Origin of the sequence: Sulfurimonas sp. (genome assembly GCF_028694605.1) — a bacterium.
Lineage (GTDB): Bacteria > Campylobacterota > Campylobacteria > Campylobacterales > Sulfurimonadaceae > Sulfurimonas.
In genome coordinates this window covers 35505-53223 of sequence record NZ_JAQVKP010000014.1, presented here as the reverse complement: position 1 = coordinate 53223, position 17719 = coordinate 35505, and the positions used below count along the sequence as shown (strand labels likewise).

General features: G+C 38.9%; 8 protein-coding genes and 1 pseudogene. 7 read left to right on the top strand and 2 right to left on the bottom strand.

What is annotated here, in order from left to right; translation table 11 throughout:
• Positions 1-166: 166 nt before the first annotated feature.
• Complete coding sequence (locus PHY84_RS09340; protein WP_299859159.1) at positions 167-487, top strand: hypothetical protein; 321 nt, start codon at positions 167-169, stop codon at positions 485-487.
• A gap of 26 nt (positions 488-513) precedes the next feature.
• Positions 514-1368, top strand: a complete 855-nt coding sequence (locus PHY84_RS09335; protein WP_299859157.1) for a hypothetical protein — start codon at positions 514-516, stop codon at positions 1366-1368.
• Positions 1369-1381: 13 nt separating this feature from the next.
• On the opposite strand, the gene PHY84_RS09330 is transcribed toward PHY84_RS09335, so the two are convergent.
• Positions 1382-3214 carry a hypothetical protein gene (locus PHY84_RS09330; RefSeq protein WP_299859155.1) on the bottom strand — a complete coding sequence of 611 codons (1833 nt, stop codon included), beginning with the start codon at positions 3212-3214 and terminating at the stop codon, positions 1382-1384.
• A gap of 345 nt (positions 3215-3559) precedes the next feature.
• On the opposite strand from PHY84_RS09330, the gene PHY84_RS09325 reads away from it, so the two are divergent.
• From PHY84_RS09325 to PHY84_RS09305, 5 genes and pseudogenes are all read left to right on the top strand, one after another.
• Entirely contained in the window at positions 3560-4684 is a 1125-nt protein-coding gene (locus tag PHY84_RS09325) for a DNA methyltransferase (protein WP_299859153.1), read from the top strand.
• A gap of 12 nt (positions 4685-4696) precedes the next feature.
• The gene (locus tag PHY84_RS09320) at positions 4697-8977 is read left to right on the top strand and encodes an AAA domain-containing protein (protein WP_299859151.1); all 4281 of its coding nucleotides are present in this window, start codon (positions 4697-4699) and stop codon (positions 8975-8977) included.
• 92 nt (positions 8978-9069) lie between these two features.
• The gene (locus PHY84_RS09315) at positions 9070-9312 is read left to right on the top strand and encodes a hypothetical protein (RefSeq protein ID WP_299859149.1); all 243 of its coding nucleotides are present in this window, start codon (positions 9070-9072) and stop codon (positions 9310-9312) included.
• A 136-nt stretch (positions 9313-9448) separates the two neighbouring features.
• A pseudogene (locus PHY84_RS09310) lies at positions 9449-9784 on the top strand (DDE-type integrase/transposase/recombinase); the annotation flags it as partial.
• 251 nt (positions 9785-10035) lie between these two features.
• Positions 10036-10449 (top strand): TRCF domain-containing protein, encoded by a 414-nt coding sequence (locus PHY84_RS09305; RefSeq protein ID WP_299859147.1) that lies wholly within the window; start codon positions 10036-10038, stop codon positions 10447-10449.
• A 140-nt stretch (positions 10450-10589) separates the two neighbouring features.
• Here PHY84_RS09305 and PHY84_RS09300 read toward each other — a convergent pair.
• Positions 10590-17719: Ig-like domain-containing protein (locus tag PHY84_RS09300; protein ID WP_299859146.1), on the bottom strand; the 7130-nt coding region annotated here is incomplete at its 5' end.

The window sequence follows — 17719 nt, the reverse complement described above, 5'->3', positions numbered from 1 at the left end:
TCATGCTATGAACGCTTCTTTGAGTTGACCACGTGCAGCAAATGCGGGAAATCAAAAAAAATCTTTATCTTCCTGACAGAGCGTATCTGTAAAAAATGCCTTGTAAAAGACAAACCGTGTATCCGGTGCGGAAAGACAGAGTACAAACATGGGCTTATAAACGAATATGGACCTGTATGCGCCTCATGTTCTCGATATTTCAGAGAGCAAAAGCGATGTTCTTCATGCCATCAAGAATCCAATCATATTTCAAACAGAACTCTGCTTGACGGCAGCACGAAACTTCTTTGTACGAATTGCTATAATCGAACCTTGCCTATTTGCACTAGATGCCATAGACATACAAAGCCATATGAACTCATCAACGGCAAAAATGTATGCAAAGTATGCGCCACACAAAAAGATAGAATCTGCAAACAGTGCCAGTCTCCATTCCCAGCGGGAAGGGGTAGAATATGCAGAGAGTGCTCATACGATAATCTTTTAAAGAGAAAAACAAAACAATATTCTTCATTGCTTTCCTCCCACACGGCACATTTGCTTCAAGGCTTCTCCGATTGGCTCAAACAAAGAAGAGGTGCTATATACGCTTCTTTAAAACTTCAACGATATTACAAGTTTTTTTCCAAACTTGATCAAGTAGCCAAAGAGCTTGACAGATTCCCGACTTATGAGGAGATGGTGCAATTCCTTAGCGTAATGGAAGCAAGAAAATATCTTCTTGTTACACTATATCTACAAGACATCAAACAAATCATTATAGACAAAGCCGTTCAAGAAGAATATGCGAACCTTGATATGATCGACAGGCTTTTGCAATATTTTGAAAAAGATGATTATCGATACAAGCTCCTTTTTGAGTATTACACCGCACTCAGGACAAAAGCCGATCAAGGCAAAACAAGTATCCGATCCATCCGCTTGGCATTGACTCCGGCGGAGAAGTTTCTAAAGTATTGTGATCATTTTGAAAAGAGTGAGATTAGCGATGAAGCTCTGAGCGGATATTTGTGGGTTTATCGCGGTCAAAAAAGTGCTATTTTTGGCTTTGTGTCATTCCTCAATCAGAAACACAAGTTTTCGCTTGAAGCCCATAGAAACCTACTGCCGATCAAGACACCAAGATACTCAAGAAAGCAGCTCAAACAAAAATTTATAGAACTGCTTCAAAATCCTCAAGATGATTTAAAATATCAACAAAAACTGCTGCGCTTCAGCTTGGGATATCTTTATCATATTGATATTCCTAACAATGCATTTATCAATCAAAAAGATATTCAAAAAGACAAAAACGATGCATACTGCCTGCGCTTGGTAGGCAAAAAGTTTTACCTTCCGAATGAAATTACACGACTAATGCTGGATTGATACGGATTCCCTCCTAATAAAACTCATTATTTATATCATCAATCATTTTAGAAAACAACATCACAAAAAGTTTTGTATACTTATCTTTGTAGTGGGTATATGGAATACTTTTAGCCACGCTTTCCAAATCAACCGCCTGCAAACTTCCATTTTTTGTTCTAAATCTTCCTCTTAGCTGTACGATTTCCAAAAGCAGTTTCTTTATGTCAGATGCCGATAATATTACAGATATAGGATGAAACATCAAACCAGAAAACCCTTTTTCTTCTGCCTTCTGCTCAATCTCCAAAAGATAGACCCGCTCTCCATCTTTTAATAGCAACTCCAAGACCAACGCTCCCCGTGGTTTAAAGATTTTCTTTTTTCTGTCGTATTCTTTATATGCCCACTTTGTCCCCGAGTTTGCCAATTTCGCTTCTTTATACAAAAAACTGCACAGTGCTGCTTCGCTTGATCTGTTGCTCTTATTGTCTATATACAGAAAATCTGTCAACGGGCAATTTTCATCGTCTTTCAATAAAGAAAGCGACTTGATCACCTTGGTGAACATGTCGGATTCATCAATACATTCCTGAGGATTATCAATTGTTTTTTCGACTTGATTTAGTTTTCCTGTTCCTTGTGTATCTTGTGAATTTTGATCGTCTCCCGAAGATAGATTGTTTGGTGCCTCTTTAATAGTGGGTTCATCTTGATCAGTTTTATTGTCGGATACTTTAATCGGCGTATCACTCTCCTTGGTTATTATTTCTTTTGACACTATGTCCTTAATGCTCCCGACAGTCACTTCGGATCCAATATATACTCTCGGTGATCTTGGATTTGGATTATTCTCTGGAGTAACCGGCAAATCATCTATATCAAAATCCTGAACCTGTTGTTTTGGGCTTGATTCAACAGGCGTGTTTTCTTTTTCAATAGGCTTTTTTTCTCTTTCAGATTCTTCTTTTAAATTAAAATCACGTGGCAGATCCATGTGTGTGACTCTCAAGCACAAAAATGTTTTGTTATCCATCCAAATCCCATCACATACGATGTTTAATCCGGAAGGGTGATAAGGCAAAACGACTGGATACTTTGGACTATATCGTGATCCAGATGCAACACTGCTGTAAATTTTCGATATTCTTGCTCTTGATATTTCATTCATGGCAAGATAAGCGAGGAATGACAAATTGGTTTCCTGCTTTGAATTTCCAAAGTATTCAACAACATAAGTATTACTGTCGGCATCATGACGATAGCTTTTAAGATACTCATTTACGATAAAATCCATTGGATTTATAATAAGCTTACTTCTTATTGACTGTTCAGCCGGAACGAGCAAGGCAGTAAGTACTTCATATGAAGGTATCAACACCGATACACCATTATCTGTGGTAAGTTTGGTGAGTGGGCTTCTTAGAAAACGGGCTTTGACCGCTTTATCACTTATTGCATCAAACGAAAACTTACTTTTCCAAATGTAATATTGGCCGTCTTGGTTCTTAGCTCCAAAATGAATACTCTCCGGCTCGTTATTCCGAAAATCAAAAGAAAAATTTACATTTTCTCTATATCCTTTGAAGTCTACCCATATCTGTTTTGTCCTTCTGTTTCCAATAAAAACGGTACCGAATCTTACGGTATCTACTTGAGGTATTCCAATCTTCGCTATATAAATTTTATCAGATAATTTTTCTTTATTTTCATACTCGTGCACTTCCACCAATAATACTTCAACCAACGGTATTGCTGGGTTTGTCTCATTGTAAAATACTGCCCCACCAGCCAACACAACTCTTTTTGCTTTATCATCCGGTAAACCACCAATCTCTGGTAATTTTGCATACTCTTCCGCTTCCATCTTTTCCTCAACTTTTAATAGTTGAAAGATTGTAGCGTATTTTGTAGGAAAAAAATTATCTATTGAATTGATATGAGGAGATAGTCCTGGAAATACTCATATATTTTAGATACTTATTATGGAAAATTTAATCCGAATCCATTGCTAACCCAAAAAGTACAAGAAAATGGTAGACAAGACTGGTTGGGATGTTCAAATTTAAAAGTCAATAATAATACTGATATTTCTCAGTATTATACTTATTTTTATCATTATTTTTATAAAAAAACTGTAAAAAAACTGTTTTTCATGCTATACTCTCTTTTATGTATTCATAATATAACTAAAAATATAGGAGGAGAGGGCATGAAGCAACTACAATACACACAAGAAGAGATATCAAGCCTTCTTTCTCAAAGGACACCAGAGGGTAGATGGGCTACATTTGGACCATATTATGCAATGTTTCCTGTTGATTTTGCATTGGAAGTTATAAACAACTATTCAAATGTAGGAGATTTTGTTCTAGATCCATTTAGCGGAAGAGGAACAACAATCTTTGCTTCATCAATACTCAATAGACAAGGTGTTGGCATTGATATTAATCCTCTTGGATGGCTATATGCTGCTGTAAAAATCAATCCAGCAAACAAAAAAGATATTTTAAAAAGACTTCATGAAATAGATTTTCTTGCAAAAGAGGTATATGCAAATGAATATCAAGAGTATGATGAGTTTTTTAATGCATGTTATTCCAAGAAAGTCTTAAATTTTTTAATAGCAGCACGAGCTGAATTAGATTGGAAGAAAAACAAAATAGACAGAACACTAATGGGATTCATAGTTGTTCATCTTCATGGTAAACACGGGGTTTCTTTATCTAATCAAATGCAATCAGTTAAAGCATGTGGAACAAACTATGCCTTGAAATGGTGGAAGGAAAAAGGTTTTGTTGCTCCTGATATAGATCCTATTGAATTGATTTCAAATAAAATCGAATGGAGATATGCAAAGGGTCAAATACAATTCAAAAACACTAAAATTTATTTAGGTGATTCTACTGAATATCTCTCAAAACAGCCTATACGAAAAAACGAATATAACTTATTATTCACTTCTCCCCCATATTATGGTATTACAGATTATTTTCATGACCAATGGTTGCGATTATGGATGCTTGGTGGTATTGCTAAACAACAAAAACAGCAACACAAAAATAAAAATTCATTTTCAGATAAAGAGCATTATGAAAGTTTGATTCATAATGTATTTAAAAAAGCTAAAAGGTCTTTAACTGATACAGCATCAATATATGTTCGTACAGATGCTAGAAAATTTACACAAGAAGCTACAATCAAGATCCTTTCTGATTTATTTCCTGAAAAAAATATGGAAGTAATACACAGACCTTATACAAAAAGAACACAAACCGCACTTCATGGCGACAATCGACAGAAACCTGGTGAAATTGATATCATCTTAACAGCATAAAGGAAAAAATATATGGCAACTCCAAAACTAACAAAAAAAGTAATCTCTGATTATTTCAGAACTGACTGTGAACGATTTTTGGCACTTTCACTTTATCGTACATCTACAAAAGAAACTCCAAAATACAATATGCCTAAGCCTATTATTGCAAGAAAAAGCCAAGGTGTGTTAAGTGCCCCTGGTAAAAAAGCAGAAGAACTAATTTATAAATTATTAATAGATGAGTTTGGTAGTTCAACTGTGAACTACCGACTACTCAAAGACATTACACTTGAAGACACTTTAAAAGCTGGACTAGATGATGTCATATTTTTATGCGAAGCAGAGTTTATCACAAATGATCTAATTGCAGATTTCTTTGCTAGCTTGGGAGTTGATGTAAGCCGTTTTAAAGATATCATCGATATGTCTGATATGAGACCAGATATCATTGTTAAATTGATTGATACAGATAAAACTTACTATGAAGTTTTAATAGATGGCACATTGAAAGAAATTCCATCAAATGACACTCGTATAAAACTTGGTGTAATTGATATTAAGTATACTGAGCAGTCAAATAGTGGTTATGATGCAGAAGTGGTCTTATACTCAATGATTTTCTCTTTGTGGCTAAAAAAACATAATTTAGACACTCAGTATGTTGTTACAAGTGATGCAGGTATTTTAACGGGTGCACTACAAGTAAATGCATTCACAGAGGAATGTGATCCGCTTATTGGAGGTAATCAAGAAGAAAAATACCATTTCTTCTCTACTTTTACTTCATATGTAGAATTTGATCAATTAGCCATAACATTACGAAAAGTTTTACAGGAAGATATTGTAAAAATTTTATCTGATCCAGAAAATTGGGAAAATTTAAAATGGCATGTTGGACAAAAATGCGGTATGTGTGACTGGCTTGCATTTGAAGAATGGTTAAGTGATGAAGATAAAAAACTAGTAACTCCACAACACTGTTATTTATGCTCTAATACAAATGATAAATTATGCAAAATCCCTTTTGTGTCAAGAGGGATGACAAGTGTTTTAAACGATGCATCGATTTCCACAGTTAATGATGTTGCATCAACAGATGGTTCAGAAGAAGTTTATTCAGAGCATACTGGACTTAAAAAGAATTCTTCCATTCTTCCAAAAAGAGCACAAGCCTTAACAGGTGAATCATCACTTGAAGAACGATTTATATTATCTATGCCTAGCTATTCTTTCACTTCTATCTGTATCACAGTTAATTTTGATCCATCCACTGGTGTAACATCATCAATTGGGTTATATGCATATTGGCGAGAATATTCCACATTTCAAGATAAAGATCAATATACAAATAGTAAAAAATGGAATGAGCAATTCTTTACAGATATTCCGAATCAACAAAGTGAATTCGATATGCTTAGCAGATTTTTAGTGAAGTTAAGCGATATTTTTCAATATGCTATCAGTCCTGAAAACAATACTCATCCAATGTACGACCCTACAAAAATAAAAACTTCACAGACATACCAAATGTATTTTTGGGATCAATCACAATTTGAACAGCTACAAAAAAGCATAGGTCGTCACATCGGTACAATTATGAGCAACCAAAATTTAAAAGGCTTAGTGTGGATGTTCCCGCCAGAAGAAATATTGGAAGATCCTTTTAAAATAACTAGCCAGCCAATAACATATATCAAAGATGTGTTAAGACAAAACATTGCATTAACAGTACCATATGAATACACATTATTCAATGTTGCAAAAGCTTATCTAGATGATCCAGGTTCATTTAACTATATATCAAAAGCTTTTTACGATCCTTTTTCTGATGCTATTCCAAAAGATAGATTATACGAAATTTGGCAAAAAGTCTCTCGTCCTAACTATCAAGAAGTTATGGCAAACTACATGAAAACAACTAAGCAACAAGCACTTGCTTTATATCTGATTGCGAATAAAATTCGTGCTGATTTAAAGCCTTATCTTAAGGGAGAAGCAAATCGTTTAAACCTTTCTGTATTTGACGAATTAAGAGGCTTAACTAGATGGCCGAATGATAGCCAATTATGGTACTTACACGATTTATTGAATGAAAAATACACTACTCTCGAAAGTACATTAATTTCTTCAACACCAGCATCTGAGTTAGAAGCTTCTTATAAAGCGATTATTTTAGAAAGAAGATTAACCCCAGAAGAAAAACAACAAGTATTATCTGATCATTTTCCTGATCTACATAGTGGTGGAATTGAAATATATACTGTTTCAAATGATTCTAAAAATACAAAAATTAAAGATGATGCCAGTTATTTGTCGGTTGGATATAGATATGAAGAGGGATTACCAAACAGAACAATTGCAAGCCTTCTTTATGAACATGGAGTAGATCAAGCTCCATATGGAGACAAAATCTATGCAAAAATAAAAAATATTTTAATTGTAGATATCAAGTCGTTTGATAGAGTTGAAGGGTATATTGCTATTAGCTTTAGATCCAGTAATAAAGAAAATAGAGATGCTATGATTCAATTACTAAGTGATAGGGTAATCAATATAGATTCTGATTTATGCTTAATGGATATAGGTGCCTACCCTTCATCAAAAAACACATGGGGATATTTGAAGCAGATCAACAATCCATCCATTGCAAATGCTCATGAATCTACAATCGCTTCATTAGGTATACTAACACCGAAACTTGGTGGAAAATCTAAAATATATACCATCTCTAAATTGTTATGGGATGCTAAATCTCTTGAATTAGCTAACTCAGACTTATCAGATTCAGATGCATCTGGAAGTTTAAAAACAGTTGTATCAGAAATGAATGAAAAGTTAAATGTTAGTCAACATGATGCTGTCATGAAATCACTCACAAAACAGTTAAATATAATTTGGGGACCACCAGGAACTGGAAAAACAAAAACAGCATCTGTTCTGCTATCATCTCGTATTCATGCGAGCCAAAGCAGAAGATCCTCACTTCGTATATTATTAACTGCACCGACATATCAAGCATGTATAGAGTTGTTTGAGAGAACTTCTCCATTTATCATGAAAACATCTGGTATCACAACCTATGCTTTACAATCATCTTCTAGATCAGATTTTCAATACCTAAAAGATTTAATGAACGGAGCTAAATCTGATTTCATTTTATTTCAAGGCAAAACAGAAAAAGATAATTCACAAAACACCTTAGATAATCTTAGACATGGATTGAAAACCAATACTTTTGATGGAATAACTATCGTTCTTGCAGCTACTGCAACTCTAAATGGTTTCTATACAACAGGTACAGACAGTGCGAAGAGACCAATTTTTGAAGGTATAGGGGAACTGTTTGACTATGTAATGCTAGATGAAGCATCACAGGTAGATGTAGCAAGTAGTTTGAGCACTATGTTTGGTTTAACAGATACAGCTCAATTTACATTACTTGGAGACCACTTACAAATGCCACCTATTCATAAAGTTTCTCCTCCTGTCGGTATAGAGTTCATGGTAGGTTCCATACTGGAATATTTCATTAAACGATTTGATGTGCAACCTTATATGCTGAATATAAACTATCGTTCATCTAAAAAGATTGTTGATTTCATTAAAACAGTTGGTTATCCAAATTTACAAGCTAAAAATGATGTTATTGAAATTGACTATCTACCTACACCTAGAAATACCAATAAATTTGAAGTAGATCTCAACAACAATGATGTTTTTAAGTTCTTACTTGATCCAGCATACGAAACAATGGCTGTAACATATGAGGATGGAAGAAGTTCTCAAGCTAATGAATTTGAAGCTACATTAGTTGCTGGAACAATCTTAGAGGCATATAATAATTTTGATTCTAGTTCTGCAAACTATGACGAATGGTTTTGGAAAAACGGTATTGGTGTTGTTACGCCACACAAAGCTCAAAAAGTGGCAATTGCAATAAAACTCTATGGAGTGTTCCCAAAATCTCAACATAAATTTATTGATGAAGCTATTGATACTGTTGAGAGATTTCAAGGTGGACAAAGAAAACTCATATTAGTTTCTTTCGGTGTTGGTGATCCAGATATCATAGCCCAAGAAGAAGAGTTTTTATTAAATCTAAACAGAACTAATGTAGCTATTTCACGAGCTGAGTCAAAAGTTATTGTATTTATATCAGAGAACTTAATCCATCATCTTCCACAAGATAAAGAGATTATAAAAACAGCAAGAGCTATCAAAAGTTACACACATCAATATTGCGACAAAAAAGATATATTACAAGTAAGCTTCAAGAGGAAAATAAAGGATTTATATGTTAGATATAAATAATATACTTAATTTTTTCAGTATTTTTATGAATAAAGTCCATAAAGAACTTATTTCATTCTATAATATTCTTTTTACTGAACAAGGTATACGACATGAGTTTAGATAAAGTATATAGAAAAATACATCGTTTAGTTAGTGACAATGAAGATAAAGATATTTCTCAAAAAGAAATGTCAGAAAGAATTGGTTGTTCTTTGGATTCATATAGTGCCCACTACAGAGGCTCGAATAAACCAAAGGCAGCAGCACAATTACTTGAATTATTAAATATGCTAGATGATGAGCAAATTGTCACAGCGGTTAGAACATACAAAGAAGAAGATTTAAAGGATTGATCTGTCAACCCTATATCATACTCAGAATACAAGATTCTAAGCAGCTGTTTCATTAAGTGCCATTTTTTCTTCAAACTCAATAGGTGAGAGATTGTTGTTGGCACTGTGCATCCTTTGTCGATTGTAAAAAACTTCGAGAGTACTGACGACAGATTCAAACCATAACTATGCTATCGCTCCCAATAGACTAAGACAAGACTTTTATGCTTCACAGCCTGATCAAGTCTATGTGGGAGACATCACCTATATTCCTACTTTGAAAGGATGGCTCTATCTTGCAATAGTGATAGATCTTTATTCACGACGGGTTATCGGTTGGTCTATGGATGTACATATGACAACAACCCTTGTGAATGATGCACTGTTTATGGCTTTAAGGAAGCGCAACCCTGATCATGGATTGATCTGGCATACCGATAGGGGAAGCCAATATGCTTCCAATGCGCATAAAACACTGCTTAAGGAGTATGGGATCACTCAAAGCAGTAAATAGCAAACTACCTCCTGTTGTCACCATTCCGACAGAGGAACTATTGGGAAAAAATGAAAGTCAATTCGGTAATCCCTAAAATATGAATTACTTACGAAAACTAAATACTTTATTTAAAGATGGCCTGCACATCTTTTCTCTGAATATAATTGTCTTTTAACAGACTATCTATTTCGGCTTTTTCAAGCGCATTCAAATACTTATTAAGATATTTAGCCCTACAAGAATTGCGTATGCTTGAAGATGCGATCAAAGAGCTGAGCGGGCAGGACAAAGAGGTCAGCCAGCATGTGGATATGAAGCTCAATGTCGATGCCTACCTGAATGAAGAGCTGATCGAGGAGGACAGGCTCCGCTTGGAGCTCTACCGCCGTCTTTCGCTCTGCGAGAGTACCGGAGAGGTCTACGAGATCAGCGCCGAGATCGAAGACCGCTTCGGCAGACTCGACAGGGTCACCAAGCAGTTCATCGATGTGATCGTGATGAAGGTGCTTGCCCGCCAGAAAGGGATCTCAAAAGTCTCTTCCTACGGGGAAAATGTCTTTATCGAGTTCATTGAGGAAGGCAGAGAACGGGTTGTGCTGAAGTCTCCAAGCAAAGACGACGATGATATCATCGCAACGGCGATGGGGTATCTCAAGGGATGAGATAATCATTATAAAAACGCCATCAAACCAATAAAACTTTCTGATCAATTGCTCCTGTCTCAGTGAGATAGGAACTTTTCTGTGATCTTCTCTTTTCGTTATACCGGCAGATGCCGGTATAGATTCGATTGACATATAGCTTAAATGACCACAAAATCTGTATAATCAATATCTGCAGGCTTATTGCTAAGCGTTGCAAACAGTATGGCAGCACCAGCTCCATTTCCATCGGCATCGTACCAAGTGTTACCGGTAGTGCTATCGTAGATGATATAATCATCTGCATCTGCCGCTTCGGTTCCGCTCACAAAATTATCAGCAGACAATGCACCTGCACTAAGTGCACTGAAGATACTGCTATCTAATGAAATCGTATCATCATTGTGGCTAAAGTCCAAAATCGTATCTACATTGAGCAACTCATCCAACGCTGTAGTAAATACAAAAGTATCCGATCCGGTGCCACCTGTAAGCGTATCGTTTCCTGCGCCACCATAGAGGGTATCATTCCCAGTGCCACCGCTGAGGCTATCATCCCCACCACGACCATCGATTGTGTCGTTACCATCCAATCCAGTAATTGTATCACTACCATTGTATCCATTGAGTGTATCATCTCCCGTTGTCGGCGAGAGAGGATCAATATGGAGTGTGAGGTCATCTGTTACTGTCGTTGAAGTGCTTGAGCCGTCAGTTGTATAGACAGTGGTTGTGAGGGTATAATCTCCTTCTTTATACAAAACGCCAAGATCTAACATCTCTTGATAAGTAAGACCGCTTAATGTATAGGTATCACTTCCGCTATCGTATATGGCATTTAGTGGTGTAGTGTCTGTATAAAATGCGGCATCTGCCCCAACCCCTGCGATGGATATAGTAACCAATTCATCAATATCAGGCATTTGAATGTTGTAGTTAAGAGGAATAATTTCTCTATGATTTCCAAATGAATTTGCCGGAGCTATACTAATACCATCTGCAACGCCATTCACCGTAAGTTCAAACAGCGCAGTTGTATCAGTTTTCAAATCCGATCCATCTTCAGAAACAACACTAAAGCTAAGCCCAGTTATATCGCCACTTTCATTTTCAGGCGGCAGAATATAAACATGCTGGTTAGGATCTACGAGCCAAGTGTTAGCACCGCTTCCATTGTCTCCGAGATTACTCGCCAATACGGCAGTAGCTGCGTCTGCACCGATATAGACCAAATAGTCGTTAGGAACATTGTTGAGTGTCATATTCAAAATGGTTTCTGAAGAATCTATTTGAGAGAGAGTAAATGGAACCTCTATTTTTGTATCTTCATCGCCGCTGATAGGAAGAACAGGAGTGATATTGACACCATCAGCAACAGGAGTCACCGTAAAACTATCTGTTGCGCTGCTAGTAACCTGATTTGCGGCATTGGTTTCTTGGGACACCACATAGGCGTTCACGGTGACGCTACCTGATTCATTTGTAGCAGGAGTGTATTCCAGCGATAAAGAGGAGTTATATGCAACATTATCGATGACATAATACTCTCCGTCACTGATGCCCGCTACACCACTAATCGTTTGTTTTGTAACCACGTTTCCGTCATATTTAAGCGTTCCGTCAGTCGTTCCGTCATCTATTTGCATATAAAGCTTGCCGTCTATGATATTCGCATTAGCACCATCGGCAGGATTTGATAGATCAACCGTGAAGGTTGTTGCGATATCTTCTGGCGTATCATTGGTGGTTATAACGATTGTCTCATTATCGCTTACAGGAGTGATAGGCTGAGTAATGTTAAGTGAACTGGTATCTTGATCGCCACTACTACTGTAAGTAGTAAGCGTTGCGTCAAATTGCAATCCGCTTGTAGTATTATTGTCATTACTGTCTGACGGAGGCGTTACTGTAATGCTCTCAAGTAAAGCGGCAAGAGCGGCATTATCTCCGGAACTTGAAGCGGTATAAACGGTTTCTCCATTGATCACCTCAGCGGTCATACCGGTCACGATCGTTCCTGCAGGAAGACCTGTAAGAGTGATACTAAATGGGCTGCTGCCTGTAATCTGGGCATCGATCAGATCTGATAATGCGATTGGTGTATCTTCATCGGCACTGATAGTGTTTTGACTAAATGTATCAATCGTGGCAGGTTCATTTGGAACATAAGTAGCATCGGTGATAGTTACGCTGCTGTCTTTTGTAAGCGTCCAATTTTGAGAAGAGCCCTCATAAACCGCCGGCGTATTATCTTGGGATAGTGCCGTGATCGTAATGGTTTGATCATTTATAGCGTTTAACTGATCGGCATTTCCGGCAATATCAAATTGAATGATATTGGTTATATCTTGAGTATTAAATGAGTCTCCGACTTCTACTATCCATCGTCCTGTATTTGGATTACTCGGCGTAGCTCCGACATATGTTCCGCCTACAACAGTTACCCCTTCAGGAACGCCATCGATAACAAATCGAACCAGTGTTTCACTTCCATCAATATCGACTCCGTTGGCCACGCCTCCGTTTTCCGTGCCATCATCTACTTGAGAAACTTTGACTTTTATATCCACTATGGTTCTTTCTGTGAAGGTAACAGTAGTGCCTGATACGCTCATATCGGTCGTGCCATCACCATCATTTTCGCTAAAGCTTACCAACTCTTCTGAGATAGGATCGGTAACCGCCGTTGTGTTTATGGTATATGTAGTATCGTCTGAAGTAACCGTTACAGGTGCTATTGTGCCGTCATTAGATGGATCGCTGATAGTGTATTTGACCGTAAAGCTGCCATCGGTATCCTTATCGGCCGCATTTTGCGCATAGATATTATCGATAGCCGAACCGCTTAAAACATAATATGTCCCATCATCGGTTATATCTCCTGCATCTGCTGCATCACTTAAAGAAGTTTTATCAGTTCCATAATAGAGAGTAAACTCTTGTCCGTCGAGAGAACTTTTTAAGATATAAACTTCAGTTAGCGTTTCATTAGTATCTCCGTTTTGGTGGATAACGCTAAAATCCACTTGAGTGAGCGTATCTTCATTGATAGTAGTCGCTAAACTCATCGTCGCTTCAGGGGATGGCGATACGGTTACAGAGATAGGAATTTGCGTACCAGTCGAAAAATCTCCGTCATTTTCGGTTACAATGCCTTTAGCGTTAAAATCAATCGTTCCGCTATAGTTTTGCGGAGCAATAATATTTACATTGTCAATATCTGCATAATCAAATACCCATTTGCGATCTGCTCCAGTTCCGCTAATATAGGTCGCACCCTCGACATCAAATTGCGCATCAAGTCCGCTTATAATAACGATTACCGTTTCAGAACCATCGCTGCTATCTGATTTTATGATACCGCTGCATGCGGTAGTAAATGGGATCTTTCCTCCGGCGCTATCAACCGTTGCTTCTGCTGTACCGTCTTTGGATAATGAAGGGGTCGCGGTGTCTGCTACTCCTTTTATACTGATCGGTAGATCAAGAACATCTGTTTCCGGACCCGTATCCGTGTCATCAACACTGTGCGCTGAAACTTGCAGAGTTACATCTACATTACTATCCGCTATAGGGATATAATTGAGTGTTTTTGAGCTGTCAAAATTCTCTATCACTACTTTGGATGTACCATCGCCATTATCGGTCAATGCCAATAAAGCTCCGTCATAATAGATAGCGCTTCCATTAGGAATGGCATCTATAGTAACCGTAAAGGTTTCAGAGCTGTCCGACGAAGTCGGATTGACGACAAGCGGTATGCCATTTGCTGCGGATGCTGCATCAACGCTTCCATCTGGATTTCTTCCGGCATCTTCTAAGCCCCGAGCTTGTTGAATTGTAATAGTTGCCTGGTCGCCCACTGGGTCAATGACAAGATTGGACAACGTGGCAGAACCGGAGGTACTGGTAACAGTTGTCCCTGTTTCAGGATCAGTATCGATAGTCTTTGCCTGAACAGATATATCAAATCTTCCCGATACATTTGGAGCAGGCATAAACTCTACAGTATCAAGATACGCCATCGGTATCTCCACCGGTGTTCCGTTGTAGGTAATGATGATATCATCTGTTCCGTCATTGTATTTAAATTGTGATCCGATGATGGATTCAGCTCCGCCTGATAAAGTAGGATCCAGGATAGCATAAGTTTCTTCATCGGTGTCTTCATTGCTCCATGGCGTTTTAAAATCAAAACCGTCAGTTGATAGAGGATACCAAGTATCTTCAGTTCCATGAGTAGAGTACTCAAAATTGCCGTTCATTGTCAAATCATCGGTTCCGTTACCATCCGTATCGCTGCTCACGACTTCTGCCACAGGAGCTACCGTGATCGTCGGTGTATGGGTAAAGATGCCTGTTTCACCATTGTCGTTCGTTGTTACATCTATATCAAGTGTTATATCTGCGCTGCTATGCGCAGGAGGGGTTAGGGTATAGTTTTGGACATTATCCAAACCTACAGCGCTAACATCAATGGTAATGCCAGTAGTGCCGTCTCCTGTCAATAGAATATTGCCGTTCTCATCTTTTAGTACCCAATCTGTTGGAAGATCATTGATCGTCAATGAAGTGATCGTCTCTGCTAATGGATTGTCATTGGTGTCGGTTACACGCAGTGTTTCCAAAAATTTCACAGGGGTATCTTCGTTGGTCGTTGAATTATCCAAGGCAACATCATTGGCAACAGGCGTAATGGTCAAGTTAAGCGTAAGATCGCTCTGCGTATTATAGATCGTAGTATTCTCAAGTGTCGTTGTCTCAACAGTCTCACTATCACTATGTGTGGAGTCAGTATCCGTATCGTGTGCTACCAATCGCAATGTAATATCGCTCATTGTTCCACTATAATCATGTGGCGCTTGCAGAGTTATATTGGGCAATGTCGTACCGCTATTTGTTAAAGCCACCCCATACCCGCCTGTTTCAGTTGCGCTAATCGTATGAGAAACGCCGTTAGCAGTAACAATAGCCCCCTCCGGAAGCCCGATAAACACTAAAGACCGCGATTCACTGCCATCTGTATCCACAAAAGCATCCATACTCACAAGATCGGTGATATTGATAGCTGTATCTTCTGCAACAGTTTGGTTAATAATGCGATCATCTGTGCCATCATAATTTGTCGCGCTTGTATTTTCATTCAAGGTCACAGGATCGGTTACGGCAAGTACATCAACTTCCACGCTCACACTGTAAGTTGCACCTTCGATACCACTCAAAGGATCGCCACTGTCGTCTACTTCATACTCTGTGACGCTCATGGTTATATGTGCATCTGTGGCGGACTGAGGAACAGGATTGTATTTGAGCGCTTCAAACTGTTCTGTTGTCATCGCAATGGAACCTTCCGGCTGCCCTCCTGCAATATGATTTGTCGCATCGCTAAGCCAGATTGTAATATCTGAACCGTCGGCTGTTACCAAAACGGCATCACTGTTTGTCCCGTCTAACAACTGAGCTCCGTTTGGGATACCACTTAGCGTAATTGCGCCAAGGCGTTCAGGATTGTCTCCCGCTCCGCCTCCATTTAAGTCAGTGTCATCCGTAACGGTTGGTGCATTAAAGCCAAGTGCGACCGCAGTATCTTCAAGCGTATTAACTATTGTGCCATCAGCAGTAACTCCAGGGGCATCGGCTACAGGGGTGATACCAAGGGTAAGCGTTGCGCTGTCGCTGTTTGTAGCGCTGCCCATAGTGTAAGTTACCACAGGTACAGAGCCACTATAATTGGCTGCCGGAGTAAAGATATAATCACCGTTGCTGTTGAGCGTAAATGTTCCAATGTGTGTAGAACCATCTGAAGTAATATCAACTGTATCGCCTGCGTTAAAGCTTTCTTGGACGCCGTTGCCGTTGCTGTCAAGGGTAAATGTCGTTACTGTTGTAGCCTCATTATGATCAGGGTCAAGCGTATCGTTGGCTAATACATTGCCTATCACATCACCTGCCGTATTGGAATCTTCCTCGACAGTCAGGCTGTCATTCTCCGCGACAACACCATCGTTTGTACCCCTAATAGTTACCGTAACATCATGAGAAGTAACCGCTCCTTGAGAGTCTGTTGCATTGACCGTATAGGTAAGTGTGAGCGTTTCACCTTCAAGGATCGCATCGAAATACTCACTGCCTGAACCAAACGACCAGTCAATACCGTTAGGGTTATCTTGTTGTGTTGTACTTGGCTCTCCGCCACTGACGCTGAACATTGCGATAAGCTCGTCATCTGTCGGCAATGTACCTGAGTAGTCTCCACCTACAGTTACGCTGTTTGCTTTATCGGCTGAAACTGTATCGCTTGTATCCACATCAAAGATACTGAGTGTTCCGCTTGTAGTGAGCGTTGTGTTTGTTTCGGTAATTGTTTCGGCATCACTGTCTCCTGCTTCAACACTAATAACAGGGGTATCGTTTGTACCGTTAATTGTGATCGTAAGGGTGGTGGTAGAAGTAGCCCCCTGGCTGTCAACCATTGTATAGCTGAATGTTTCTGTTGTGTGTTCACCGACCGCAAGAGCTTGAACAGTAGAATTGGTATTATCAAGCGTATAAGTATAGGTTCCATCGCTTGCGATTTTAACCGTTCCGTATGTTCCTGCGACATCTGCACCGACTGTAGAAGCATCAGTCAGGTCGCCTGTTTGTGTACCTGCAGCAACACCGCTGACAGCTTTAGTATCTCCATTATCTACATCAGTATCATTGGCTAAAACTGTAGTTCCTTCGATAATGGTTGTATTTGCATTGCTATCATCACGTCCTTCGGCATCTGCTCCGTCTTCCGTCACGGCATTGGTATCAGGGTTAGCAACAGGGGTATCGTTAACAGGGTTAACTGTAATAGTAAGCGTTGAAGTATCATCTGTACCGCTTCCATCGGTCAGTGTGTATGTAGCAACAGGAACGGCTCCGTTGTAATTGGCCTCAGGGGTGAATGTGTATGCTCCGTCTGTATTGATAAGCAGTGTACCGACACCGGCGATAGTGGCGGTATCTCCTGCATTGTAGGTTGTGGTATCGCCATCGATCGTAAATGTAGTGACACTAATCGGTCCATCTGCGCTGGTGCCGTCGATCACATTACCTGTAGCTGTCGTATCTTCATCGGTAGCTACGGTCTCATTGTTATCAGTAAAGTCATCATTCACAGGGTCAACACTGATCGTAAGCGTTGAAGTATCATCTGTACCGCTTCCATCGGTCAGTGTGTATGTAGCAACAGGAACGGCTCCGTTGTAATTGGCCTCAGGGGTGAATGTGTATGCTCCGTCTGTATTGATAAGCAGTGTAC